27 protein-coding genes are annotated in these 22314 nt (G+C 69.7%); 22 read left to right on the plus strand and 5 right to left on the minus strand.

Translation table 11 applies throughout. The features are described from left to right. Positions 1–63 precede the first annotated feature (63 nt). The 16 genes from rpsP to ACFQ6S_RS28205 all read left to right on the plus strand — a co-directional run bounded on the left by rpsP (position 64) and on the right by ACFQ6S_RS28205 (position 12208). Entirely contained in the window at positions 64–483 is a 420-nt protein-coding gene (gene rpsP, locus ACFQ6S_RS28130; RefSeq protein WP_030953383.1) for a 30S ribosomal protein S16, read from the plus strand. Positions 484–485: 2 nt separating this feature from the next. Continuing rightward, a complete protein-coding gene (locus ACFQ6S_RS28135; protein ID WP_003973401.1) occupies positions 486–725 on the plus strand; it encodes an RNA-binding protein in 240 nt (79 codons plus the stop codon). 83 nt (positions 726–808) lie between these two features. Further along, positions 809–1351, plus strand: a complete 543-nt coding sequence (rimM, locus tag ACFQ6S_RS28140; RefSeq protein ID WP_383415434.1) for a ribosome maturation factor RimM — start codon at positions 809–811, stop codon at positions 1349–1351. Next, entirely contained in the window at positions 1351–2184 is an 834-nt protein-coding gene (trmD, locus tag ACFQ6S_RS28145) for a tRNA (guanosine(37)-N1)-methyltransferase TrmD (RefSeq protein WP_383415437.1), read from the plus strand. The genes rimM and trmD overlap by 1 nt, the downstream gene beginning before the upstream one ends. Before the next feature lie 134 nt (positions 2185–2318). After that, a complete protein-coding gene (gene rplS / locus ACFQ6S_RS28150) occupies positions 2319–2669 on the plus strand; it encodes a 50S ribosomal protein L19 (RefSeq protein ID WP_190098062.1) in 351 nt (116 codons plus the stop codon). A 60-nt stretch (positions 2670–2729) separates the two neighbouring features. Then, positions 2730–3446 carry a signal peptidase I gene (lepB, locus tag ACFQ6S_RS28155; RefSeq protein WP_383415440.1) on the plus strand — a complete coding sequence of 239 codons (717 nt, stop codon included), beginning with the start codon at positions 2730–2732 and terminating at the stop codon, positions 3444–3446. After that, positions 3439–4530 carry a signal peptidase I gene (gene lepB, locus ACFQ6S_RS28160; RefSeq protein ID WP_383415443.1) on the plus strand — a complete coding sequence of 364 codons (1092 nt, stop codon included), beginning with the start codon at positions 3439–3441 and terminating at the stop codon, positions 4528–4530. Before lepB (ACFQ6S_RS28155) ends, lepB (ACFQ6S_RS28160) begins: the two co-directional genes overlap by 8 nt. Beyond that, positions 4418–5383: a signal peptidase I gene (gene lepB, locus ACFQ6S_RS28165; RefSeq protein WP_383415446.1), complete on the plus strand. Its 966-nt coding sequence runs from the start codon at positions 4418–4420 to the stop codon at positions 5381–5383. Before lepB (ACFQ6S_RS28160) ends, lepB (ACFQ6S_RS28165) begins: the two co-directional genes overlap by 113 nt. Before the next feature lie 115 nt (positions 5384–5498). Continuing rightward, positions 5499–6275: a signal peptidase I gene (lepB, locus tag ACFQ6S_RS28170; protein ID WP_383415449.1), complete on the plus strand. Its 777-nt coding sequence runs from the start codon at positions 5499–5501 to the stop codon at positions 6273–6275. Then, positions 6265–6777: an NUDIX hydrolase gene (locus ACFQ6S_RS28175; RefSeq protein WP_383415452.1), complete on the plus strand. Its 513-nt coding sequence runs from the start codon at positions 6265–6267 to the stop codon at positions 6775–6777. Before lepB (ACFQ6S_RS28170) ends, ACFQ6S_RS28175 begins: the two co-directional genes overlap by 11 nt. Positions 6778–6830: 53 nt before the next feature. After that, positions 6831–7139 carry a DUF2469 domain-containing protein gene (locus tag ACFQ6S_RS28180; protein ID WP_003965949.1) on the plus strand — a complete coding sequence of 103 codons (309 nt, stop codon included), beginning with the start codon at positions 6831–6833 and terminating at the stop codon, positions 7137–7139. A gap of 120 nt (positions 7140–7259) precedes the next feature. Continuing rightward, complete coding sequence (locus ACFQ6S_RS28185) at positions 7260–7622, plus strand: YraN family protein (RefSeq protein WP_383415454.1); 363 nt, start codon at positions 7260–7262, stop codon at positions 7620–7622. A 1-nt stretch (position 7623) separates the two neighbouring features. Beyond that, complete coding sequence (locus tag ACFQ6S_RS28190; protein WP_383415456.1) at positions 7624–9249, plus strand: YifB family Mg chelatase-like AAA ATPase; 1626 nt, start codon at positions 7624–7626, stop codon at positions 9247–9249. Then, positions 9246–10406 (plus strand): DNA-processing protein DprA, encoded by a 1161-nt coding sequence (dprA, locus tag ACFQ6S_RS28195; RefSeq protein WP_383415459.1) that lies wholly within the window; start codon positions 9246–9248, stop codon positions 10404–10406. Before ACFQ6S_RS28190 ends, dprA begins: the two co-directional genes overlap by 4 nt. 307 nt (positions 10407–10713) lie before the next feature. After that, a complete protein-coding gene (gene whiG, locus ACFQ6S_RS28200; RefSeq protein ID WP_383415461.1) occupies positions 10714–11556 on the plus strand; it encodes an RNA polymerase sigma factor WhiG in 843 nt (280 codons plus the stop codon). A 94-nt stretch (positions 11557–11650) separates the two neighbouring features. Further along, the gene (locus ACFQ6S_RS28205; protein WP_383415878.1) at positions 11651–12208 is read left to right on the plus strand and encodes a TetR/AcrR family transcriptional regulator; all 558 of its coding nucleotides are present in this window, start codon (positions 11651–11653) and stop codon (positions 12206–12208) included. A 127-nt stretch (positions 12209–12335) separates the two neighbouring features. On the opposite strand, the gene ACFQ6S_RS28210 is transcribed toward ACFQ6S_RS28205, so the two are convergent. Beyond that, positions 12336–12950 (minus strand): M23 family metallopeptidase, encoded by a 615-nt coding sequence (locus ACFQ6S_RS28210; protein WP_383415464.1) that lies wholly within the window; start codon positions 12948–12950, stop codon positions 12336–12338. Between the two features lie 340 nt (positions 12951–13290). Here ACFQ6S_RS28210 and rpsB point away from each other — a divergent pair, with 340 nt between their 5' ends. From rpsB to ACFQ6S_RS28240, 6 genes are all read left to right on the plus strand, one after another. Further along, a complete protein-coding gene (rpsB, locus tag ACFQ6S_RS28215; protein ID WP_383415466.1) occupies positions 13291–14250 on the plus strand; it encodes a 30S ribosomal protein S2 in 960 nt (319 codons plus the stop codon). 177 nt (positions 14251–14427) lie between these two features. Then, entirely contained in the window at positions 14428–15264 is an 837-nt protein-coding gene (tsf, locus tag ACFQ6S_RS28220; protein WP_383415469.1) for a translation elongation factor Ts, read from the plus strand. Positions 15265–15459: 195 nt separating this feature from the next. Further along, the gene (gene pyrH, locus ACFQ6S_RS28225; RefSeq protein WP_383415472.1) at positions 15460–16218 is read left to right on the plus strand and encodes a UMP kinase; all 759 of its coding nucleotides are present in this window, start codon (positions 15460–15462) and stop codon (positions 16216–16218) included. A 177-nt stretch (positions 16219–16395) separates the two neighbouring features. Next, positions 16396–16953, plus strand: coding sequence for a ribosome recycling factor (gene frr / locus ACFQ6S_RS28230; RefSeq protein WP_147994035.1), 558 nt, complete (start codon positions 16396–16398; stop codon positions 16951–16953). Next, a complete protein-coding gene (locus ACFQ6S_RS28235; protein WP_383415477.1) occupies positions 16953–18110 on the plus strand; it encodes a phosphatidate cytidylyltransferase in 1158 nt (385 codons plus the stop codon). The genes frr and ACFQ6S_RS28235 overlap by 1 nt, the downstream gene beginning before the upstream one ends. Positions 18111–18238: 128 nt before the next feature. Continuing rightward, on the plus strand, positions 18239–18688 hold the full coding sequence (locus tag ACFQ6S_RS28240; RefSeq protein WP_383415480.1) for an SRPBCC family protein: 450 nt from the start codon (positions 18239–18241) through the stop codon (positions 18686–18688). 8 nt (positions 18689–18696) lie between these two features. On the opposite strand, the gene ACFQ6S_RS28245 is transcribed toward ACFQ6S_RS28240, so the two are convergent. The 4 genes from ACFQ6S_RS28245 to ACFQ6S_RS28260 all read right to left on the minus strand — a co-directional run bounded on the left by ACFQ6S_RS28245 (position 18697) and on the right by ACFQ6S_RS28260 (position 22172). Beyond that, positions 18697–18897: a hypothetical protein gene (locus tag ACFQ6S_RS28245; RefSeq protein ID WP_383415482.1), complete on the minus strand. Its 201-nt coding sequence runs from the start codon at positions 18895–18897 to the stop codon at positions 18697–18699. Positions 18898–19314: 417 nt separating this feature from the next. Continuing rightward, a complete protein-coding gene (locus ACFQ6S_RS28250) occupies positions 19315–20511 on the minus strand; it encodes an MFS transporter (RefSeq protein WP_383415485.1) in 1197 nt (398 codons plus the stop codon). Positions 20512–20619: 108 nt separating this feature from the next. Next, a complete protein-coding gene (locus ACFQ6S_RS28255) occupies positions 20620–21048 on the minus strand; it encodes an Rrf2 family transcriptional regulator (RefSeq protein ID WP_383415488.1) in 429 nt (142 codons plus the stop codon). Positions 21049–21377: 329 nt separating this feature from the next. Beyond that, a complete protein-coding gene (locus ACFQ6S_RS28260) occupies positions 21378–22172 on the minus strand; it encodes an SDR family NAD(P)-dependent oxidoreductase (RefSeq protein WP_383415492.1) in 795 nt (264 codons plus the stop codon). Positions 22173–22314 lie beyond the last annotated feature (142 nt).

Below are 22314 nucleotides of genomic sequence, written 5' to 3' on the forward strand. Positions count from 1 at the left end.
CCGCAACCCCACGCGGCCATCTCGCCGTGCCCAACCACGTCAAAACCAGGAGAACCCACTCCCGTGGCAGTCAAGATCAAGCTGAAGCGTCTGGGCAAGATCCGTTCGCCTCACTACCGCATCGTCGTCGCCGACTCCCGCACCCGCCGTGACGGCCGTGCGATCGAGGAGATCGGCAAGTACCACCCGACCTACAACCCGTCGGTCATCGAGGTGGACGGCGACCGTGTGGCGTACTGGCTGGGTGTCGGCGCGCAGCCGACCGAGCCCGTCCTCGCCATTCTGAAGAAGACCGGCGACTGGCAGAAGTTCAAGGGCGAGCCCGCCCCGGCTCCGCTGCTGGTTGCCGAGCCGAAGAAGGCGCGCCCGTCGTTCGAGGCCCTCGGTGGCGACGACGAGGGCAAGGGTGAGGCGATCACCCAGAAGAAGAAGGCGGAGAAGAAGGACGAGGCTGCCGCCGAGTCCGAGTCGGCCGAGGCCTGAGCATGCTCGAGGAGGCTCTCGAGCACCTCGTGAAGGGCATCGTCGACAACCCTGACGATGTGCAGGTCGCATCCCGCAACCTGCGCCGCGGGCGTGTGCTGGAGGTCCGGGTCCACCCCGACGACCTCGGCAAGGTGATCGGCCGCAACGGCCGCACCGCACGCGCTCTGCGCACCGTCGTGGGCGCCATCGGCGGCCGCGGTGTCCGCGTCGACCTCGTCGACGTGGACCACGTCCGCTGACGCCGAACGCAGCACCGGCTCGGGCCGGGGAGGGCCACTGGGCCGTCCCCGGCCCGTAGTCGTACGACAGGAGATTTGGACTCGTGCAGCTGGTAGTCGCACGGATCGGCCGTGCCCATGGCATCAAGGGCGAGGTCACCGTCGAGGTCCGCACCGATGAGCCGGAGCGCAGGCTCGGGCCCGGCGCCGTACTCGCCACCGATCCCGCCACCGCGGGACCGCTCACCATCGCGACGGGACGCGTCCACAGCGGCCGTCTCCTGCTGCGCTTCGAGGGCGTCGCCGACCGCAACGCCGCCGAAGCGCTGCGCAACATCCTGCTGATCGCCGAGATCGACCCGGATGAGCTGCCCGAGGAAGAGGGCGAGTACTACGACCACCAGCTGATGGATCTGGACGTGGTCACCAAGGACGGTGTCGAGGTCGGCCGGATCACCGAGATCTCGCACCTGCCCTCGCAGGACCTGTTCATCGTGGAGCGCCCCGACGGCAGCGAGGTCCTGATCCCGTTCGTCGAGGAGATCGTCGCGGAGATCGACCTCGAGGAGCAGCGGGCGGTGATCACACCTCCGCCCGGTCTGATCGACGACCGCGCGGAGATCGCTTCCAGCAGGGACGAGTCGTAATGCGCCTCGACGTCGTCACGATCTTCCCCGAGTACCTGGAGCCCCTGAACGTCTCCCTCGTCGGCAAGGCACGCGCGCGTGGGCAGCTGAACGTCCAGGTGCACGACCTGCGCGGCTGGACGTACGACCGCCACAACACCGTCGACGACACCCCGTACGGCGGCGGCCCCGGCATGGTCATGAAGACCGACCCCTGGGGCGACGCGCTGGACTCCGTCCTGGCCGACGGCTACGAGGCCGGCTCCCGCGGACCCTGCCTGATCGTCCCCACGCCCAGCGGCCGCCCCTTCACCCAGGAACTCGCCGTCGAACTCTCCGAGCGGCCCTGGCTGATCTTCACGCCGGCCCGCTACGAGGGCATCGACCGACGTGTCATCGACGAGTACGCCACCCGTATGCCCGTCCACGAGGTGTCCATCGGCGACTACGTCCTCGCCGGCGGCGAGGCGGCCGTACTGGTCATCACCGAGGCCGTGGCCCGGCTGCTGCCCGGCGTCCTGGGCAACGCCGAGTCCCACCGGGACGACTCCTTCGCGCCCGGCGCGATGGCGAGCCTGCTGGAGGGCCCCGTCTACACCAAGCCCCCCGAGTGGCGTGGCCGGGACATCCCGGACGTGCTGCTCAGCGGTCACCACGGCAAGATCGCACGCTGGCGGCGGGACGAGGCCCTGCGGCGTACGACGGCCAACCGGCCCGACCTCATCGAGCGCTGCGACCCCAAGGCCTTCGACAAGAAGGACCGCGAGATGCTCTCCATCCTGGGCTGGATGCCCGATCCGGAGGGGGAGCCGTTCGGCCGATTTTGGCGCAGGGCCGACGGCGTGGAAGAATAGCCCGCTGTTGTGCGTCGTCCGGCGCGCGCCCCTGCCACAGGGGGACACGACGCCCGCCCCGACACGGACAGCATCCTCAAGAAACACCTAGCTCCCGCCTATGACCTGTGGCATGGGCGAAGAAAGCAGACGAAATGTCTCACCTGCTCGACTCCGTCGACTCCGCGTCGCTGCGCAGCGACGTCCCGGCCTTCCGCCCGGGTGACACCGTCAACGTCCACGTCCGCGTCATCGAGGGCAACCGCTCTCGTGTGCAGCAGTTCAAGGGCGTTGTCATCCGCCGCCAGGGTGCCGGCGTGCGCGAGACCTTCACGGTCCGCAAGGTCTCTTTCTCCGTCGGCGTCGAGCGCACCTTCCCGGTGCACACCCCGATCGTCGAGAAGATCGAGCTGGTCACCAAGGGTGACGTGCGCCGCGCCAAGCTGTACTACCTGCGCGAGCTGCGCGGCAAGGCGGCGAAGATCAAGGAGAAGCGCGAGAACTGAGCGCTTTCGGGGGCTCGCCCCCACGGGGTCCAAAGCGGGGCCGGATAGCATCTGGCCCCGATGGACACCGAAGCACAGCCGACGGAGCGCGACCGCTCCTCCCGCCCTTCCGACTCCGAGGCGATCTCGGACCCGGAGGGCCAGGAGGGACGGTCGCGTTTCGCGTTGGTGCCATGGATCGCCGAGTGGCTGCCGGGCGGGCGGATCAGCCTGACGATGCTGGTCCTGCTGGTGTTTCTGCTGCTGCTCAACACGTTCGTGGTACGGCCGTTCGAGATTCCCAGCGGATCCATGGAGTCCGGATTGAGGATCGGGGACCGCGTTCTCGTAAATAAGTTGGCGTACCGTTTCGGTGCCGATCCGCGGCGCGGGGATGTTGTCGTGTTCGACGGAACCGGGTATTTCGGGGATGCCGACTACATCAAGCGCGTTGTGGGTGTGGGGGGAGACCACGTGGTCTGCTGTGACAAGAAGGGGAGGATCCGGGTGAACGGCCGGTCGGTCGACGAGTCGACGTTCCTGTACCCCGGCGACAGCCCGTCCACGGTGCGCTTCGACGTCGTCGTGCCCGACGGGGGCCTGTTCGTCCTCGGCGACCACCGCAGCGCCTCCAGCGACTCCCGCGACCATCTGGGTTCGCCCGGCGGCGGCATGATCCCGGTCGAGGACGTCGTCGGCCGCGCCGACTGGATCGTATGGCCGACCGCCCACTGGACCCGCCTGCACCGTCCGGACGGCTACGCGCGCGTGCCCTCGACGGAGGGCGCGCATGGGTAACCGTGGCAGGCCCCGCGGCGTGCCCAGCAGCGCCGCCGACAATCTGCTGCCCACCGGTGCGCGGCGCGCCGCCAGTCCGGCCGGCGGTCGTACGCGCGCGGAGCGACGCAAGCTCCAGCGCAAGGTCAAGCGGCGCCGCAGGCGTTCCGCGATCAAGGAGATACCCCTCCTCGTAGGTGTCGCGGTCCTCATAGCGCTGGTCCTGAAGACCTTCCTCGTCCAGGCCTTCGTGATCCCGTCCGGCTCCATGGAACAGACGATCCAGATCGGCGACCGCGTCCTGGTCGACAAGCTCACCCCCTGGTTCGGCTCCAAGCCGCAGCGCGGTGACGTCGTCGTATTCAAGGACCCCGGCGGCTGGCTCCAGGACGAGCAGACGACGGTGAAGAAGGAGGACCCCGTCGTCGTCAAGCAGGTCAAGGAGGCGCTCACCTTCATCGGCCTGCTGCCGTCCGACGACGAGAAGGACCTCATCAAGCGGGTCGTCGGCGTCGGCGGGGACCGCGTCAAATGCTGTGACACGCAGGGGCGGGTCACGGTCAACGGGATTCCCCTGAACGAGGACTATCTGTACCCCGGCAACTCCCCCTCCGAGGCGAGGTTCGACATCACCGTCCCGCAGGGCCGGCTGTGGGTGATGGGAGACCACCGGGCCAACTCCGCGGACTCCCGCGCGCACCAGGACCAGGGCTACGGCGGCACGGTCTCCGAGGGGGAGGTGGTCGGACGGGCGATGTGGATCGCCTGGCCCTTCGGTCACATGACCACCCTGGAGGAGCCGAATACCTACGCTTCGGTGTCCGACTCGGCGACGGGGTCGACCGCGGCTCCCCGGCTGTCGCATAGGGTTGCTTCCGACGATTCGAACGGAACGATCCAGCTCCCGACCCCTGCGGAACTCCCGCTCGTTATGGGAGTGGTGGGCCTGCGCCGGCTATGGGGCAGGCAGCGGCACAGAGTAAGGAGTTGGCGTGGGGGATGTGGCGGTTGGCGCACGATCCGGGCACGACGGCGAGGAGCACCGCGGACACCCCGTGGAAGCAGCCGACCCGGCCGCGGACGGCGCCGTGACCTCCGGGAATGAGCCCGGAGAGGCCGGTGGCGGTTCAGGGTCGAGCGGGCAGCCGCCGACCGACGGTCAGGGGCCCGGGGCTGCCCCCCAGCCGAAGAAGCAGCGCTCCTTCTGGAAGGAGCTGCCCATCCTGATCGGCATCGCGCTCGTCCTGGCGCTGCTGATCAAGACGTTCCTGGTGCAGGCGTTCTCGATCCCCTCCGACTCGATGCAGAACACCCTCCAGCAGGGTGACCGCGTCCTGGTCGACAAGCTCACCCCCTGGTTCGGCTCCGAGCCCGAGCGCGGCGAGGTCGTCGTCTTCCACGACCCCGACAACTGGCTGGCGGGCGAGCCCACCCCGGACCCCAACGCCCTGCAGACCTTCCTCAGCTGGATCGGCCTGATGCCGTCCGCGGAGGAGAAGGACCTCATCAAGCGCGTGGTCGGCGTCGGCGGTGACACGATCGAGTGCAAGAAGACCGGCCCGCTGCTGGTCAACGGCAAGGCGCTGAACGAGCCGTACGTCTATCCCGGCAACACGCCGTGCAGCCTGGACGACCAGGGCGGCGAGTTCAAGGTCAAGGTCCCCGAGGGCTTCATCTGGGTCATGGGCGACCACCGGCAGAACTCCCGGGACTCGCGCTACAACCAGTCCGACAAGAATCACGGCATGGTTCCCGTCGACGAGGTCGTCGGCCGCGCCATCGTGATCGCCTGGCCGGTCAACCGCTGGGACAACCTGCCGGTCCCGGACACCTTCGAGCAGAACCTGAACGCCCGGTCGGCCGCGCTGACCGTCGCGCCGCAGGGGCTCGCCCTGGCGGGTGCGGTGCCGCTGGTGCTGTGGCGCCGGCAGCGGAACAAGGCTGCGCAGACGCGCTGACCGGCCGAGCGGCCGGCCCGGAGCGTGATTGCTGGGCAAAGCTTTGCCGAGCCCCTGACCCCGGGGCCGGGGAGGGGCTGCCCGGTGTCGGTACCGCCGGGTAGGGTGCGGACCCATGGGTGGCGAGAGCACGACACGTACGGCGCCGCGTGACGGTGGCGCGAGCAGGGGCCCGGCGGGCAGCCGGCTCGGACAGTTGTTGTCCGGACTGGCCGTGGCGCTGGGCCTGGTGCTGTTCCTGGGCGGTTTCGCCTGGGGAGCGGTGGAGTACCGGCCGTACACCGTGCCCACCAGTTCGATGGCGCCGACGATCGGCGCCGGTGACCGGGTGCTGGCCCAGCGCATCGACGGTGAGGACATACGCCGTGGTGACGTGGTCGTCTTCACCGACAAGACCTGGGTGACCAACGCGCCCGTCGTCAAGCGCGTGGTCGCCGTCGGCGGTGACACGGTGGCCTGCTGCACCGACGGCAAGCTGACCGTCAACGGCAAGCAGATCGACGAGCCGTACCTGGCCGAGGACGGCTTGGCCGAGCTCCAGGGCTTCCCGACCGTGACGGTCCCGAAGGACAGGCTCTTCCTGCTCGGTGACGAGCGAAGCGGCTCCCTGGACTCCACGGCCCACCTCACGGACGCCGCGAGGGGAACGGTGGCGCGCAGCGCCGTGTCGGCCCGCGTGGACGCCGTCGTCTGGCCCATGGACGGCATGCTCGAGCGCCCCACGGGCTTCGAGAAGCTCGGCGCGCTGTCGCCGCAGGGGCCACTGGGCACGGTCGGCGCGCTGATCGTCGCGGGCGCCGTGCTGGTGCTGGGCGGCGGGGCGTACGGCCCGATCGCGAAGCGGCTCGGAGGCCGCGCCGGCGCGCGGACGGAGCCCGCGGGTGCCCGCTGAGGCGACCGAGGACCACGCCCGCGGGCTGCGCAAGGTGGCCCGGGTCGTCCTGCTCGACCCCGACGACCGCATCCTGCTCCTGTACGGCCATGAGCCGGAGGATCCGGCCGACGACTGGTGGTTCACGCCCGGCGGGGGACTCGAGGGCGACGAGACGCGCGAAGAGGCCGCGTTGCGGGAACTCGCCGAGGAGACCGGCATCACGGAGGTCGAACTCGGCCCCGTGCTGTGGCGGCGGAGGTGCTCCTTCCCGTTCGCGGGACGCCGCTGGGACCAGGACGAGTGGTACTACCTGGCCCGTACGACACAGACGGCGACCAGGGCCGTCGCCCTCACCGAACTGGAGCGGCGCAGCGTCGCCGGTGCGCGCTGGTGGACGTGTCAGGAACTTGCCCGAGCACGTGAGACGGTGTATCCGACCAGACTCGCCGAGCTGCTGCACACTCTGCTCGACGAAGGTCCCCCCGCCGGGCCCGTGACCCTTGACCCCGAAATTGTCTAGGTGCTGACGGGACTGGCGCACAATGGTGGGATCGCACGGCTGAAGGGGATGCCATGAGCGCCGAGGACCTCGAGAAGTACGAGACCGAGATGGAGCTCAAGCTCTATCGGGAGTACCGCGATGTCGTCGGTCTGTTCAAGTATGTGATCGAGACCGAGCGCCGCTTCTACCTGACCAACGACTATGAGATGCAGGTGCATTCGGTCCAGGGTGAGGTGTTCTTTGAGGTGTCCATGGCTGATGCCTGGGTCTGGGACATGTACCGGCCGGCTCGCTTTGTGAAGCAGGTCCGGGTGTTGACGTTCAAGGACGTGAACATTGAGGAGCTGAACAAGAGTGATCTGGAGTTGCCGGGTGGGTGACGGTTCGGGCCGGTGACGGTCCGGGTGGGTGACGGACTTATCCACAACCGCTGAGTTATCCACCAAGATCCACTTCGTGGAGGCGCTTGCGTGACGGTTGGCACCGGAGGTGGTGCCGACATGAACGCACGGAGTGCACTCGGCAGGTACGGCGAGACCCTGGCCGCGCGGCGGCTGGTCGAGACCGGGATGACGGTTCTGGAGCGCAACTGGCGCTGTGGCAGGACCGGAGAGATCGACATCGTGGCGCGGGACGGCGACGTCCTGGTCGTGTGCGAGGTCAAGACGCGCAGGAAGGGTGCCTTCGAGCATCCGATGGCCGCGGTGACCCCGGAGAAGGCGCAGCGCCTGCGGGGCCTCGCGGAGAGCTGGCTCCACACCCACGGAGGCGCCCCACCGGGAGGCGTCCGCATCGACCTGATCGGCGTCGTCCTGCCGGAGCGGGGCGCGCCCGTCGTGGAGCATGCGCGGGGGGTGGCCTGAGATGGGGTTCGCACGTACGTGCTCGGTGGCGCTGGTCGGCGTCGAGGGTGTGGTGGTCGAGGTCCAGGCGGACCTGGAGCCCGGGGTGGCGGCGTTCACGCTGGTGGGGTTGCCGGACAAGAGTTTGACCGAGAGCCGCGACCGGGTGCGGGCGGCTGTGGTGAACTCGGGCGGTGAGTGGCCGCAGAAGAAGCTCACCGTCGGGCTCAGCCCGGCATCGGTGCCCAAGGCGGGCAGCGGTTTCGACCTGGCCGTCGCGTGCGCCGTCCTCGGTGCCGCGGAGCGGATCGATCCGCGGGTTCTCGCCGACATCGTGATGATCGGCGAATTGGGACTGGACGGACGCGTGCGCCCGGTCCGGGGCATCCTTCCCGCCGTCCTGGCCGCGGCGGACGCCGGCTACGAGCAGGTGGTCGTCCCGGAGTGCGCCGCGGCCGAGGCGTCGCTGGTGCCGGGGGTGTCCGTCCTGGGAGTGCGCAGCCTGCGCCAGCTGATCGCCGTCCTCGCCGACGAACCCGTACCCGACGAAGAGCCCGCGGAGCAGGGCCGTCCGGATCCGCTGCTCGCGGGCCTGCGGGTGCCGGGGACGGGCGCGGCCACGGGCATGCACAGCATGGGCGCAGCCCAGCTCGACCAAGGCCACGACATGGCCGATGTGGTGGGCCAGATCTCGGCGCGCACGGCCGTGGAAATCGCCGCGGCGGGCGGACACCACCTGTTCCTGGAGGGGCCGCCCGGCGCCGGCAAGACGATGCTCGCGGAGCGGCTGCCGGCCATCCTGCCGCGGCTCAGGAGGGAGGAGTCGCTGGAGGTCACGGCGGTGCACTCGGTGGCGGGTCTGCTGCCTGCGGGCAAGCCCCTGATCGACGTGGCGCCCTACTGCGCCCCGCATCACTCGGCGACGATGCAGGCACTCGTCGGCGGGGGACCCGGCATCGCACGGCCCGGCGCGGTCTCCCTCTCCCACCGGGGCGTTCTCTTCCTGGACGAGACGCCGGAGTTCAGCGGTCAAGCCCTCGACGCGCTGCGCCAGCCCCTGGAGGCCGGGCATGTCGTGATCGCGCGCAGTGCGGGCGTGGTGCGCTTTCCGGCGAAGTTCCAGATGGTGCTCGCCGCGAACCCCTGCCCCTGCGGCCGCTTCTCCCAGATGGACGACATGTGCGAATGCCCGCCCTCGGCGATCCGCCGCTACCAGGCGAGGCTGTCCGGGCCCCTGCTCGACCGGGTCGACCTACGAGTCGAGGTGGACCGGGTCACCCGCGCCCAGCTGACCGAGCGCGGAGCCAGAGGCGAGTCCACCGCCACGGTCGCCGAGCGGGTGCGCGCGGCCCGCGAGCGGGCGGCTGTCCGGCTCACCGGTACCCCGTGGCGGACCAACAGCGAGATCCCCGGACGTGAGCTGCGCAGCCGCTGGTACGCCGCGGTCGGCGCCATGGACGAGGCGGAGCGGAACCTGGAGCGCGGTGTGCTGACCGCCCGTGGACTCGACCGCGTCCTGCGCGTCGCCTGGACCGTCGCCGACCTGGTCGGCCACGACCGGCCCGACGCGACCGACGTCGCCCTGGCGCTGCAACTGCGCACCGGAGTGCCGCGCGGCGTGCCGATGGCCATCGGGGCGCTGACGTGACCGGGAGCGAGGACCCGGACGGGGAACTGCTCGGCCGGGTCCTTCTCAGCCGGGTCCTCGAACCCGGCGACGAGATCGCCGGGCGGTGGGTACGGGAGTTCGGGGTGGGGGAGGTGGTGCGGCGGTTGCGGGACGGGGCCGATCCCCTGCCCGGGGTCAGTTTCAAGCGGTGGGAGGGGCTGCGGGCTCGGGGGGCGCGGGCCGAGCCCGGTCGGGACCTCGCCGTCGCCCGGGATGCCGGGGTGCGGTTTCTGTGTCCGGGGGACATGGAGTGGCCGGGGCAGCTCGACGACCTCGGGGACGCGCGGCCGGTCGGACTGTGGGTGCGAGGGCGGGCCAGTCTGCGGATGTGGGCCCTGCGGTCCGTGGCCGTCGTCGGGGCCCGCGCCTGCACCGAGTACGGCGCCCATATGGCGGCCACCGTCGCCGGTGGGCTCGCCGAACGGGGCTGGGTGGTCGTGTCCGGCGGTGCCTACGGGGTCGACGGAGCCGCTCACCGGGGCGCCCTCGGTGCCGGCGGGGCCACGGTCGCGGTGCTCGCCTGCGGGGTCGACCGGCCCTATCCGCGCGGGCACACCCAGCTGATCAACAGAATCGCGGAACAGGGACTCGTGCTCGGGGAGCTGCCGCCGGGCGACCATCCCACGCCCAGCAGATTCATCGTGCGGAACCGGGTGATCGCGGCGCTGACCCGGGGCACGGTCGTCGTCGAGGCCGCCCACCGCAGCGGCTCGCTGGCCACCGCCCGGGCGGCACAGCGGTTGGGCCGTCACACGATAGGGGTCCCCGGAGCAGCCACCAGCGGCCTCTCCGCCGGCGTCCACGAACTGCTGCGCGGGGACGCCGTCCTCGTCACCGACGCCGCCGAGGTCGTCGAACTGGTCGGCGACATGGGAGAGCTGGCCCCCGAGCGCCGCGGACCGGTTCTGCCGCGCGATCTGCTGGAGTCGGCGGCCCGTCGCGTCCTGGCCGCGCTGCCCGGCCGGCGCGCGGCGAGAGCGGACGAGATCGCACGCGGTGCGCAGACCACCGAGGACGACGCGATCGCGAGACTGTACGAACTCCGCTCACTTGGCTACGTCGAACGACACGGCGACGGCTGGAAGTTGACACGCCAGGCGATGATGTCCGTTCGGGCCGGTCGCGGCAGCTGTTGACCGAGCGTGTTCGGCCGTACGGGGGAACACGGACGCCCTTGGAAATTCCCCCAGTTGGGGTGTTCGGGTGATCACTCAGTGCGATCGCCATGCCCCGGTGGGGCGTCCAGCGGAACGTATCTGCGTACGGCATGTGCTGCGGTCTTCGCGCACCGCGACACTTCAGTCACGCTACGCTCACGAGGATTCCGGCTCAGACCGGCATCTCGGCACCGGAAGGTCTCCAGAACGGCACCAGAACGACATCAGACCGACAGCTCCCCCAAAGCACCCCCGCACTTCACGGCAGAACGGCACTAGGCAACGAATGCCCCAGCACACCTCCGGGTCCGACCGGGCGGCGATCCCCCCAGCCGCCCGTGACGATGGCAGCGTGCGGCCGCCCGCTCCCTCGACGCTCGACGAGCTGTGGCGGTCGTACAAGGGGACGGGGGACGAGCGGTTGCGCGAGCAGCTGATCCTGCACTACTCGCCGCTCGTCAAGTACGTGGCGGGCCGGGTGAGCGTCGGTCTGCCGCCCAACGTGGAGCAGGCGGACTTCGTGTCGTCGGGGGTGTTCGGACTGATCGACGCGATCGAGAAGTTCGACATCGACCGGGAGATCAAGTTCGAGACGTACGCGATCACGCGGATCCGGGGCGCGATGATCGACGAGCTCAGGGCGCTGGACTGGATCCCGCGGTCGGTGCGGCAGAAGGCACGGAACGTGGAGCGGGCGTACGCGACCCTGGAGGCGCGGCTGCGACGGACGCCGACGGAGGCCGAGGTGGCCGTCGAGATGGGGATCGCGGTGGACGAACTCCACTCGGTCTTCAGTCAGCTGTCGCTGGCGAACGTGGTGGCGCTGGAGGAGTTGCTGCACGTCGGGGGCGAGGGCGGCGACGGCCTGAGCGTCATGGACACCCTGGAGGACACCGCCGCGGACAATCCCGTGGAGGTCGCCGAGGACCGGGAGCTGCGGAGGTTCCTGGCGCGGGCCATCAACACGCTGCCCGAGCGGGAGAAGACCGTGGTGACCCTGTACTACTACGAGGGCCTCACCCTCGCCGAGATCGGGAACGTACTCGGGGTGACCGAGAGCCGGGTGAGCCAGATCCACACCAAGTCGGTGCTCCAGCTGCGGGCGAAACTGGCCGGGTTCGGTCGCTGACCTGGCCGGACCGCGTGGGGTTCGGTGGAGAGACTCCCGTCGGCGAGGGCGCGTCCGTAAAGTGGTTGACGTGCCAAGGATTCGAGCGGCCTCCGTGGCCGAGCACCGGTCGATGCAGCGAGCCGCCCTGCTGGACGCGGCGCGATCCCTGTTGTCCGAGGGCGGGACGGAGGCGCTGACCTTCCCGGCGCTCGCCGAGCGCACGGGACTCGCGCGTTCATCCGTCTACGAGTACTTCCGGTCGCGGGCCGCCGTGGTCGAGGAACTGTGCGCGGTCGACTTCCCCGTGTGGGCCGCGGAGGTCTCGGCGGCGATGGAGCAGGAGGCGACGGCCGAGGGCAAGGTCGAGGCCTATGTGCGCCGGCAGCTCGCGCTGGTGGGGGACCGGCGGCATCGGGCCGTGGTGGCGATCTCCGCGAGCGAGCTGGACGCCGGGGCCCGGGAGAAGATCCGGGCGGCGCACGGTGGGCTGGTCGCGATGATCGTCGAGGCGCTGGCGGAGATGGGACACGCGGAGCCTCGGCTGGCGGCGATGCTGCTGCAGGGGGTCGTGGATGCGGCTGTGCGGCGGATCGAGCTGGGGGCGGCGGAGGAGCCCTCGGCGATCACGGAGGCGGCCGTGGCCATGGCGCTGAGGGGCGTCCGGGGATGAGGTCAGGGCTGCGCGACCCGGTGCCGACAGGCGCCCGGCGTTGCAGCCGAGGCCGGGCCTCTCATAGCCCGGCGCTGACGGAGAGGGAGTGCCGCCCGCGAGCACCCGCTGCCTGCAACTCGGTCGGCTAGGACGGCAACGGCACCCCCAGCACCGGCAGCAGTCGCGACGGCCCCCTGTTCAGCAGCCACGCCGGTAGCAGGGAAAGCGGGTTCAGGTACGTCTCGCCGCTCCTCAGGCCCCAGTGCACGCACGTTCCCGCGCAGTGTGCCCCGGTCGCCTCCACCGTCCCGACCACCTCGCCGGCCGCCACCTCGTCGCCCTTCTCCACCACCGCCCGCACCGGCTCGTACGTCGTTCGCAACGGCGGATCCCCGGTCCCCGTCAACTCCACCGACACGACCCCCTTGCCCGCCACCCGACCGGCGTACGACACCCTCCCCGTCGCTACCGCCCGTACCGGTGTTCCGGAGGGTGCCGCCAGGTCCACGCCCCGGTGGCCGCGGCCGTATGTCGTTGCCGGGGGTTCCCAGCCGCGGAGGATCGGCGGACGTACCCCCACGGGCCATGCCCTGCCGACCGTCGGCACGGTGGGGGCCGGGGCGGGCGCGGCAGGCGCGCCCGCGGCGGTCGGCGTCAGTCGTGGGGCCGGGGCCAGCAGGGTGGTTGTCGTCAGGACCAGCAGCAGCACCAGCCGCCGGCATGCCCTCGCTGCCCTCCCTGCCCTGGCCGTGGTGGCCATCCTGGCCATCGTGGCCGGTTTCGTCGGGCCCGCCATCATCGCTGTCCTCGCACATCGCATCGCTCGCATGCGAGAACCGTCCCGTACCCTCGCGGATCATGGCCGGTATCTGTGGATAACTGATGGGTTGTGGACAGCGGCGTCACCCGGTGCCTCCCGGGTCCCGTACACTTCTTCTGGCGATCCGGGTCACCGGGTCGACTTCGCACGCCCCGATACGGCAACCGGAGACGGTCCGTATCAGCGCCCCTCGGTCCTTCGTGGCACGGCGCATGTGGGCGTCAGGCGCGGGAGCCGTCCGGCACTCGCGGCACAACCGAGAAATTCAAGGAGAACGGCCATGGCCGTCGTCACGATGCGGGAGCTGCTGGAGAGCGGCGTCCACTTCGGTCACCAGACCCGTCGTTGGAACCCGAAGATGAAGCGCTTCATCTTCACGGAGCGCAACGGCATCTACATCATCGACCTGCTCCAGTCGCTGTCGTACATCGACCGCGCCTACGAGTTCGTCAAGGAGACCGTCGCCCACGGCGGCACGGTCATGTTCGTCGGCACGAAGAAGCAGGCGCAGGAGGCCATCGCCGAGCAGGCCACCCGCGTCGGCATGCCCTTCGTCAACCAGCGCTGGCTGGGCGGCATGCTCACCAACTTCTCCACCGTCTACAAGCGTCTGCAGCGCCTCAAGGAGCTCGAGCAGATCGACTTCGAGGACGTCGCGGCCTCGGGTCTGACCAAGAAGGAGCTTCTCGTGCTCTCGCGCGAGAAGGCCAAGCTGGAGAAGACCCTCGGTGGTATCCGCGAGATGCAGAAGGTGCCCAGCGCCGTCTGGATCGTGGACACCAAGAAGGAGCACATCGCGGTCGGCGAGGCCCGGAAGCTCAACATCCCGGTCGTCGCGATCCTCGACACCAACTGCGACCCCGACGAGGTCGACTACAAGATCCCGGGCAACGACGACGCGATCCGCTCCGTCACCCTGCTCACCCGTGTGATCGCGGACGCGGTCGCCGAGGGCCTCATCTCCCGTTCCCGCGTCGCCACCGGTGACAAGGGCGAGAAGGCCGCCGGCGAGCCGCTCGCCGAGTGGGAGCGCGACCTGCTCGAGGGCGAGAAGAAGGCCGAGGAGACCCCGGCTGCCGAGGCTCCCGCCGCTGAGGCTCCGGCTGCTGAGGCTCCGGCCGCTGAGGCGCCTGCTGCCGAGGCTCCGGCTGCTGAGGCCGCTCCCGCCGAGGCCGAGAAGGCCGTCGAGGGCGAGAAGGCTGCCGAGGACGAGAAGGCCGCCGAGGGCGAGCAGGCCTGACACCGTCAGCGTTGACGGCGGGAGCGGTACTGCATCCACCAGCGCCTCCGGTGCGGTGAAGTCCGCTCCCGCCGTTCACCCGTAGGTCGACGGAAGGTCGGCGGCCCCGGCTATTCCATGGGCCGTAGACCCCGTAGATCTTCGATCTTCCAGACTTCGAGAAAGATTCACAGACTCATGGCGAACTACACCGCCGCTGACGTCAAGAAGCTCCGCGAGCTCACCGGCGCCGGCATGATGGACTGCAAGAAGGCGCTGGACGAGGCCGAGGGCAACGTCGAGAAGGCTGTCGAGGCGCTCCGCATCAAGGGCCAGAAGGGCGTCGCCAAGCGCGAGGGCCGCTCCGCCGAGAACGGCGCCGTGGTCTCGATCATCGCCGACGACAACTCCTCCGGCGTCCTCGTCGAGCTGAAGTGCGAGACGGACTTCGTCGCCAAGGGCGAGAAGTTCCAGGCCGTGGCCACCGCCATCGCCGAGCACGTCGCCAAGACCTCCCCGGCCGACATCGAGGCCCTGCTCGCCTCCGAGATCGAGGCCGGCAAGACCGTCCAGGCGTTCGTGGACGAGGCCAACGCCAACCTCGGCGAGAAGATCGTCCTGGACCGCTTCGCGCAGTTCACCGACGGCTTCGTGCTCGCGTACATGCACCGCACGATGCCCGACCTGCCCCCGCAGATCGGTGTCCTCGTCGAGCTGGACAAGCCGAACGCCGAGGTCGCCAAGGGCGTCGCTCAGCACATCGCCGCCTTCGCGCCGAAGTACCTCTCCAAGGAGGACGTGCCGGCCGAGGTCGTCGAGTCCGAGCGCCGCGTCGCCGAGGAGACCACCCGCGCCGAGGGCAAGCCCGAGGCCGCCCTGCCGAAGATCGTCGAGGGTCGCCTCAACGGCTTCTTCAAGGACGCCACGCTGCTCGGTCAGCCCTACGCGCTCGACAACAAGAAGTCCGTCCAGAAGATCCTGGACGAGGCCGGTGTCACCCTGAAGCGCTTCTCGCGCATCAAGGTCGGCATCTGAGTCCTTACCGCGATAGGTGCCCGACACCTATAGGGTCGAGGGCAGTCGTTGGCGGACGTCGTCACCGCGCACGCGCGTGTGACGGACGACAGCAGATCTGACGAGGAGGCCATTGCCGCGCATGGGATGCGAAACACACCCCAACCGGCAATGGCCTTCTTCGTATGTGCACCACGTAACAAAGGCGGGATCTCGATGACCACCAAGGCCAAGAAGAGCGACGACGGCAAAGTACGCGGCCGGTACATGCTGAAGCTGTCCGGAGAGGCCTTCTCCGGCGGCGGGGGCCTCGGCGTCGACCCGGACGTGGTGCACAAGATCGCCCGCGAGATCGCGGCAGTCGTGCGCGACGGCGCGCAGGTGGCGGTCGTCATCGGCGGGGGCAACTTCTTCCGCGGCGCCGAACTCCAGCAGCGCGGCATGGACCGGGCCCGCTCCGACTACATGGGCATGCTCGGCACCGTGATGAACTGCCTCGCCCTCCAGGACTTCCTGGAGAAGGAGGGGATCGACAGCCGGGTCCAGACCGCCATCACCATGGGACAGGTCGCCGAGCCCTACATCCCGCTGCGCGCCGTACGGCACCTGGAGAAGGGCCGCGTGGTCATCTTCGGCGCCGGTATGGGCATGCCGTACTTCTCCACCGACACAACCGCCGCGCAGCGCGCCCTGGAGATCGACGCCGAGGCGCTGCTGATGGGCAAGAACGGCGTGGACGGGGTCTACGACTCCGACCCGAAGACCAACCCGGACGCGGTCAAGTTCGACTCCCTGGGCTACGGCGAGGTCATCACCCGTGACCTCAAGGTCGCCGACGCCACGGCGGTCACTCTGTGCCGCGACAACAAGCTCCCGATCCTCGTCTTCGAGCTTCTGGCGGAGGGCAATATCGCCCGCGCCGTCAAGGGTGAGAAGATCGGCACGCTCGTGGGTGAGCAGGGCGGTCGGGGCTGACGCTCCGACAGCTCCGACAACGAACCCGTCCGGGGGACGGACGGGGCGGACCCTGACCGGGGGATGGACAATGTCCTGCCGGTCGGGAACCGTGCAGGAAGAAGACGCGACGCAGCCGGCCGCCGCCCCACCGAGGAACCGCAGCCGGGCCTTACTCAAGACACGCAGGAGCAAGTGGTGATCGAAGAGACCCTCCTCGAGGCCGAGGAGAAGATGGAGAAGGCCGTCGTGGTCGCCAAGGAGGACTTCGCCGCGATCCGCACCGGCCGTGCGCACCCGGCGATGTTCAACAAGATCGTGGCCGACTACTACGGCGCGCCGACGCCGATCAACCAGCTGGCTTCGTTCTCCGTGCCGGAGCCGCGCATGGCGGTCGTGACCCCGTTCGACAAGAGCGCGCTGCGCAACATCGAGCAGGCGATCCGCGACTCCGACCTGGGCGTCAACCCGAGCAACGACGGCAACATCATCCGGGTGGTGTTCCCCGAGCTCACCGAGGAGCGCCGCCGCGACTACATCAAGGTCGCCAAGGGCAAGGCCGAGGACGCGCGCGTGTCCATCCGCTCCGTGCGCCGCAAGGCCAAGGACGCCATCGACAAGCTGATCAAGGACGGCGAGATCGGCGAGGACGAGGGCCGCCGCGCGGAGAAGGAGCTCGACGACACCACGCACAAGTACGTCGCACAGGTGGACGAGCTCCTCAAGCACAAGGAAGCAGAGCTGCTCGAGGTCTGATGAACGACTCTTCCTGGGGGCCGCAGACCGGGGCCGGGCAGGCCGGGTACTGGGGGGCCACCGCGCGTGGACCTGTCCAGGGGGCTGCCCCGGCGGGTCCCGCGTACGATGCGCCTGAGGCGCAGCACACTCGCCCCATGCCCATCGTGCCCGACGTGCCCGCGTATGGCGGAGACCAGGATGACGACCGGGGGGCCGCTCGGACGGGCGGCCCTTTGTTCCACGGCCGGCCACCCCAGACGCGGTCTCACGACACGCCGCAGGCGCGGCCCTTCGAGGCGGCGCCGCAGAATCCGGAGCCCATGCCCGACGCACCACAGCCGGCGCCCCAGCCGCAGAAGAAGAGCGCGGGGCGCGACTTGAGTGCGGCCATAGGGGTGGGCGTCGGACTGGGCGTGGTGATCGTCGCGTCGCTGTTCGTCGTCAAGGCCGTGTTCGTCGGCGTGGTCGCGGTCGCGGTCGTCGTGGGTCTGTGGGAGCTGACCAAGCGGCTCGAGGAGCGCAAGGGCATCAACGCGCCGCTCGTGCCGTTGGCGCTCGGCGGTGCGGCCATGGTGGTCTCCGGATATGTCCGGGGTGCCGAGGGCGCCTGGGTGGCGATGGCGCTGACCGCTCTGGCCGTACTGGTCTGGCGGATGACCGAGCCGCCGGAGGGCTATCTCAGAGACGTCACCGCGGGTGTCTTCGCGGCGTTCTATGTGCCGTTCCTGGCGACGTTCGTCGCGATGATGCTCACGGCCGACGACGGCCCGTGGCGCGTCCTGACCTTCCTGCTCCTGACGGTCGTGAGCGACACCGGCGCCTATGCGATCGGCTGGCGCTTCGGCAAGACCAAGCTCGCCCCGCGCATCAGCCCCGGCAAGACCCGCGAGGGCCTGCTCGGCGCGGTGAGCTTCGCGATGGTGGCGGGCGCGCTGTGCATGCAGTTCCTGATCGACGACGGCACCTGGTGGCAGGGTCTGCTGCTGGGCCTCGCGGTCGCGGCCAGTGCGACGCTGGGCGACCTCGGCGAGTCGATGATCAAGCGGGACCTGGGCATCAAGGACATGGGCACGCTGCTGCCGGGTCACGGCGGGATCATGGACCGACTGGACTCCCTGCTGCCCACGGCGCCGGTGGTGTGGCTGCTGCTGGTGCTGTTCGTGGGATCGGGCTGACGGATCGGTCGGCCGAATCACGAATCGGTCAGACCATCCAAGGAGCCTCCGTTCTTACAGAGCGGAGGCTCCCTGCAATATGGGACGATTTCGACGTACGCCCTCAAGGCACTCAGAAGGGGGTCAGCATGGCCGCCATCCGAGAAATCATCGACGTCGACCGCCCGCCGGACGAGGTCTACGCCTATCTCACCGACCCCTCTCACCTGCCGGAATGGCAACTGAGCGCGGTCTCGGCGGAGTCGCTGGACGAGGGGCCGATCCACGCCGGCTCCCGGGTGCGGGTCACCCGGCGCGTCGGGAGCCGTCAGATTCCGATGACCGTGCGGTTCGACGAGCTCGACCCTCCGCACAGCTGGGATCTGCACGGCATCGACGGCCCCGTACGGCCCCGCACCCACGGCGAGATCGAACCGCTCGACGACGGACGCCGCTCCCGCGTGACGATCGACATCGACTTCGAGGGGCACGGTGTCGGCAAGGTCCTGATCCCCCTCGTGGTCCGCCCGCAGGTCCGCAAGGAACTCCCGCGCGACGAACAACTCCTCAAGGACCGGCTGGAGCGCAGAACCGACTAGTCCCGCGCCTACGACGCACAGACGTCCCGGAGCTCCTTCGCCGCGGCGTCGATCCGGCCGGAGTACGGGTGGCGGTCGCGGTCGAGGAAGGCCTCGTTGTATTCCTCGACGGCCCGATTCAGCTCGTCGACCGCCCTGCCGACCTCGTCGTAGTCCGTCGTGATGTCGATCTCATCGATCCGCTCGCCCTTTGGACCGCCGGCGATCACATCACCGATCCCCTGGACGGCGGGTGGGCGACCATGGGAGTTCCTTCCGGCGGAGGGCCTTGGTTGCCGGTAACGATCCGGGGAGTACGACCGCCCGTCAACGGGGAGCCGCGGCCAACCACGGACAGCGCCCAACACAACGGCCCCTGACCGATCTTCCTGGTCAGGGGCCGTTTCACCTGGCGGTGGGTGTGGGATTTGAACCCACGGTGACATCGCTGCCACGACGGTTTTCAAGACCGCCGCGCATCAAGCCTCTTTGGGGCTCTGATCTGCATTGGAGCGCGCTTTGCTAGGTCAAGTGTCCTCGCTGGCCCACACATGGCCCACGGCTCTCTCGAAGGGGGTTGTGGCATTGCAAGGCGAGTCGGGGGCCGACCCGCTGTAGGACGGTGGCGGCTGGTGAGCAGGTGCGGGTCAGCTGGCCGGCACTGGCTCTGCGTGCGGCGTGGGTGTGTGGTGTGCCTCGTGGCGGCGGATGACGTTGTGTGCCGTCTCCGCTGCGATCAGGGAGAGCACGATGAGCACGGTGCCGATGGGGCCGAGCCAGTGGGCGCCGGACCAGGTCATTCCGGCCTGTCCGAGCAGCGGGGCGAGGGAGACGCCGACGTATACGGTGGCGGAGTTCAGGCCGCTGAGCATGGGGGCCGCGGCGGGCATGGCGCCGATCAGGCGGTGGGTCTGCGGGGTGATGAATCCCCAGCCGCACAGGCCCCAGACGACCAGGGCCACGACGGCGGTACCCAGGTGTGCGCTGGACCAGGGCAGCAGGGCGAAGTCCAGTGCGAGCACCACGAGGGCGACGTTGATGATCCGCCGGGAGCCGAGGCGGTCGACCAGGTTCCCCGAGCCGAGGGTTCCGATGGTGGACGCCACGCCCCAGACGAACAGCAGGATGGCGAGGGTGGTGCCACTGCCGCCGGTGGCGCGGTCCAGGCCCTCGGCGATGTAGGAGTAGACGATGTACAGGCCGGTGAACAGCAGAAGGGTGGTCAGCAGGGTCAGGCCGATGCGGCGGTCGCCGAGCGGGGCGAGGCGGGCGCGCAGCGGGACCAGCGGCGGGTTGGGGATCTTGGGCAGCAGCAGGGCGATTCCGGCGGCGGCGAGGACGCCGAGGGCGGAGACGAAGAGCATGGTGGCACGCCAGTCGCCGGTGAGGCTGCCGATCGCCGTGCCGAGGGGAGCACCGAGCGCGGTCGCGGCGCTGAGACCGGCCATCACGGCGGAGATGGCGCGTCCCCGGCGCTCCGGTGGTGCGAGCGCGGCGGCCGCGGCGACGGCGGTGGGAGTGACCATGGCGCCGCCGAGCCCGGCGAGTGCCCGCGCGAAGAGGGCCACGCCGAAGTTGGGGACGAGGGCGGTGAGGAGGTTGCCCACTACGAAGATGCCGAGGCCGGTGAGGAAGAGCGTGCGGCGTGGCCAGCGCGTGGTGGCCGCTGCCATGACGGGGCCGAGGATGGCGTAGGTGAAGGCGTAGGCGGTGATCAGCCATCCCGCGGTGCCGGTGTCGACGCCGAGGGAGTGTGCCGCGTTGGGCAGGATGCCGGCGATGACGAAGCTGTCGGTGCCGATGGCGAACATTGCAGCGGTCAGTACGAGGAGTGATCGGTACACGTTGGAGGGGTCTCCCAGGTGATGTAACAATTTCTGTTACATTTGAGGCTTGAAGAAAGGCCGATCCATATGGGTCGGCCCGGGGTGGACTGCGGCTCGCTCGAGAGGTCAGGCGATTGTCTTTTTGAGCACGTCGGCGACGGTGACGGTGGCCAGTACGGCTGCCATCGAGTCTTGCGCGCGGCTGTACGCCTCCTGCAGCACGGGTGGAATGCCCCGCCCGACGGGGCACTCCTGGTTGGGGGGTGCGGCGTGCAGCGAGATGAGAGGCTCCGGTTCGACGGCCAGGTGGACATCCCGCAGCGTGATCAAGTCCGGGGTGCGTGCCAGCCTCCAGCCCGCACCCTGCCCGCGCTGTGAGACGACCAGGCCCGCGTCGCGCAGGCTGCCGAGGATGCGGCGGATGACGACGGGGTTGGTGTTGACGCTGACGGCGATCTGGTCGGAGGTCACGATGCCGTCGGAACGTCGGGGGCAGACCATCGCCATCCAGGTCAAGGCGTGCGTGGCCACCGTCATGCGACTGTTGGCGCTCATCGAACCTCCTTCTTTCCGAGTGGCCGAAGCCCTCCTGTCGAAACCAACTTTGTTACGTCACGAGTGTGCGTGTCAAGCACCGCTCGGCGGATCGGCCGGCGACGCGACGGACGGCGCGCCGGGGAAGTCCGGATCCGCCTGCGAATCCGGAGCCGATCACATAGCGGCGGACGCCGAAGTCGCGCGCCGCGGTCGAATCGGCCACCGCCGACCGGGTCGACCGGCAGGGCCCGGCGGTGATGCGGTCACGGCGGCCGGGAGCCCAGGCGAGGGTCGGGGAACGCGAAGACGGTGCCGGGCCAGTGTGTGACCGGGCCCGGCCTGCCTGGTCAACGGCTGTAGCGAGCGGCGGGCCGGGACAGCGACAGGTTGGGGCGCATGGCCTGGCGGGCCTGGTCGTAGGACTCCCACTGGCCATACTCGGGCAGCGAGGGGATGGTGACCAGTTCGCCCGCCTCGAGTCCGGCGAGTCCGGCCCGGGCGGCATCCTGCGGGGACATCACCGTCGCCTTCGAGAGCTGGTCGAGCTCGATGCCCGAACCGCTCCAGAGCGCGGTCTCCAGCGCCCCCGGCAGCACGACCTGCACCCGCACCGCCGAGTCCGCGAACTCCTGGGCCAGCCCCTGGGTGAAAGCCAGCGCATAGGCCTTGGTGCCGCTGTACGCGGCACCCACCGGGAGAATGTTGAGCGCGAGCACAGAGGAGATGTTGACGATCGTGCCCGCGCCGCGGCCGGCGAATGCCTTCGCCGCGGCGGCCGCGATCCGGGTGAACGAGATCAGATTGAGCGCGATCAGCCCCTCGAGCCGATCCGGGTCGGCCTTCGAGAGCGGGCCGAACAGCGCCATGCCGGCGTTGTTGACCAAGGTGTCGATCGACGCGTCGCCGGCCAGGCGCTCCTCGACCGAACCGATCCCCTCGGCGGTCGCCAGGTCCGCGCTCAGAGTGAAAACCTTCCGTCCCGACCGCTCGGCCAGCTCCGCGGCGGCCTCCTCCAGCCTCGCCTCGTCTCGCGCGACCAGGATGATGTCGTGTCCCCGTGCGGCCAGTTCCTCGGCGTAGGCCGCGCCCAGGCCCGCGGTCGCGCCGGTGATCAGTGCAGTTCCGGCGGTGGTGGTGGACATGGCTGGACCTCTCCTCGTACTCGGCGCGGGGTCGCACCGTCTGGGCGGTGGTGACCTTCTGTTGCAACCAACTTTGTTACGTCATGGTGGGCGTGTCAAACGCTGGGCCCGGCGACCGGCAACAGCTCCGAACCATCCATGT

The sequence above is a fragment of the Streptomyces sp. NPDC056479 genome (assembly GCF_042795335.1).
Taxonomy (GTDB): Bacteria; Actinomycetota; Actinomycetes; order Streptomycetales; family Streptomycetaceae; genus Streptomyces.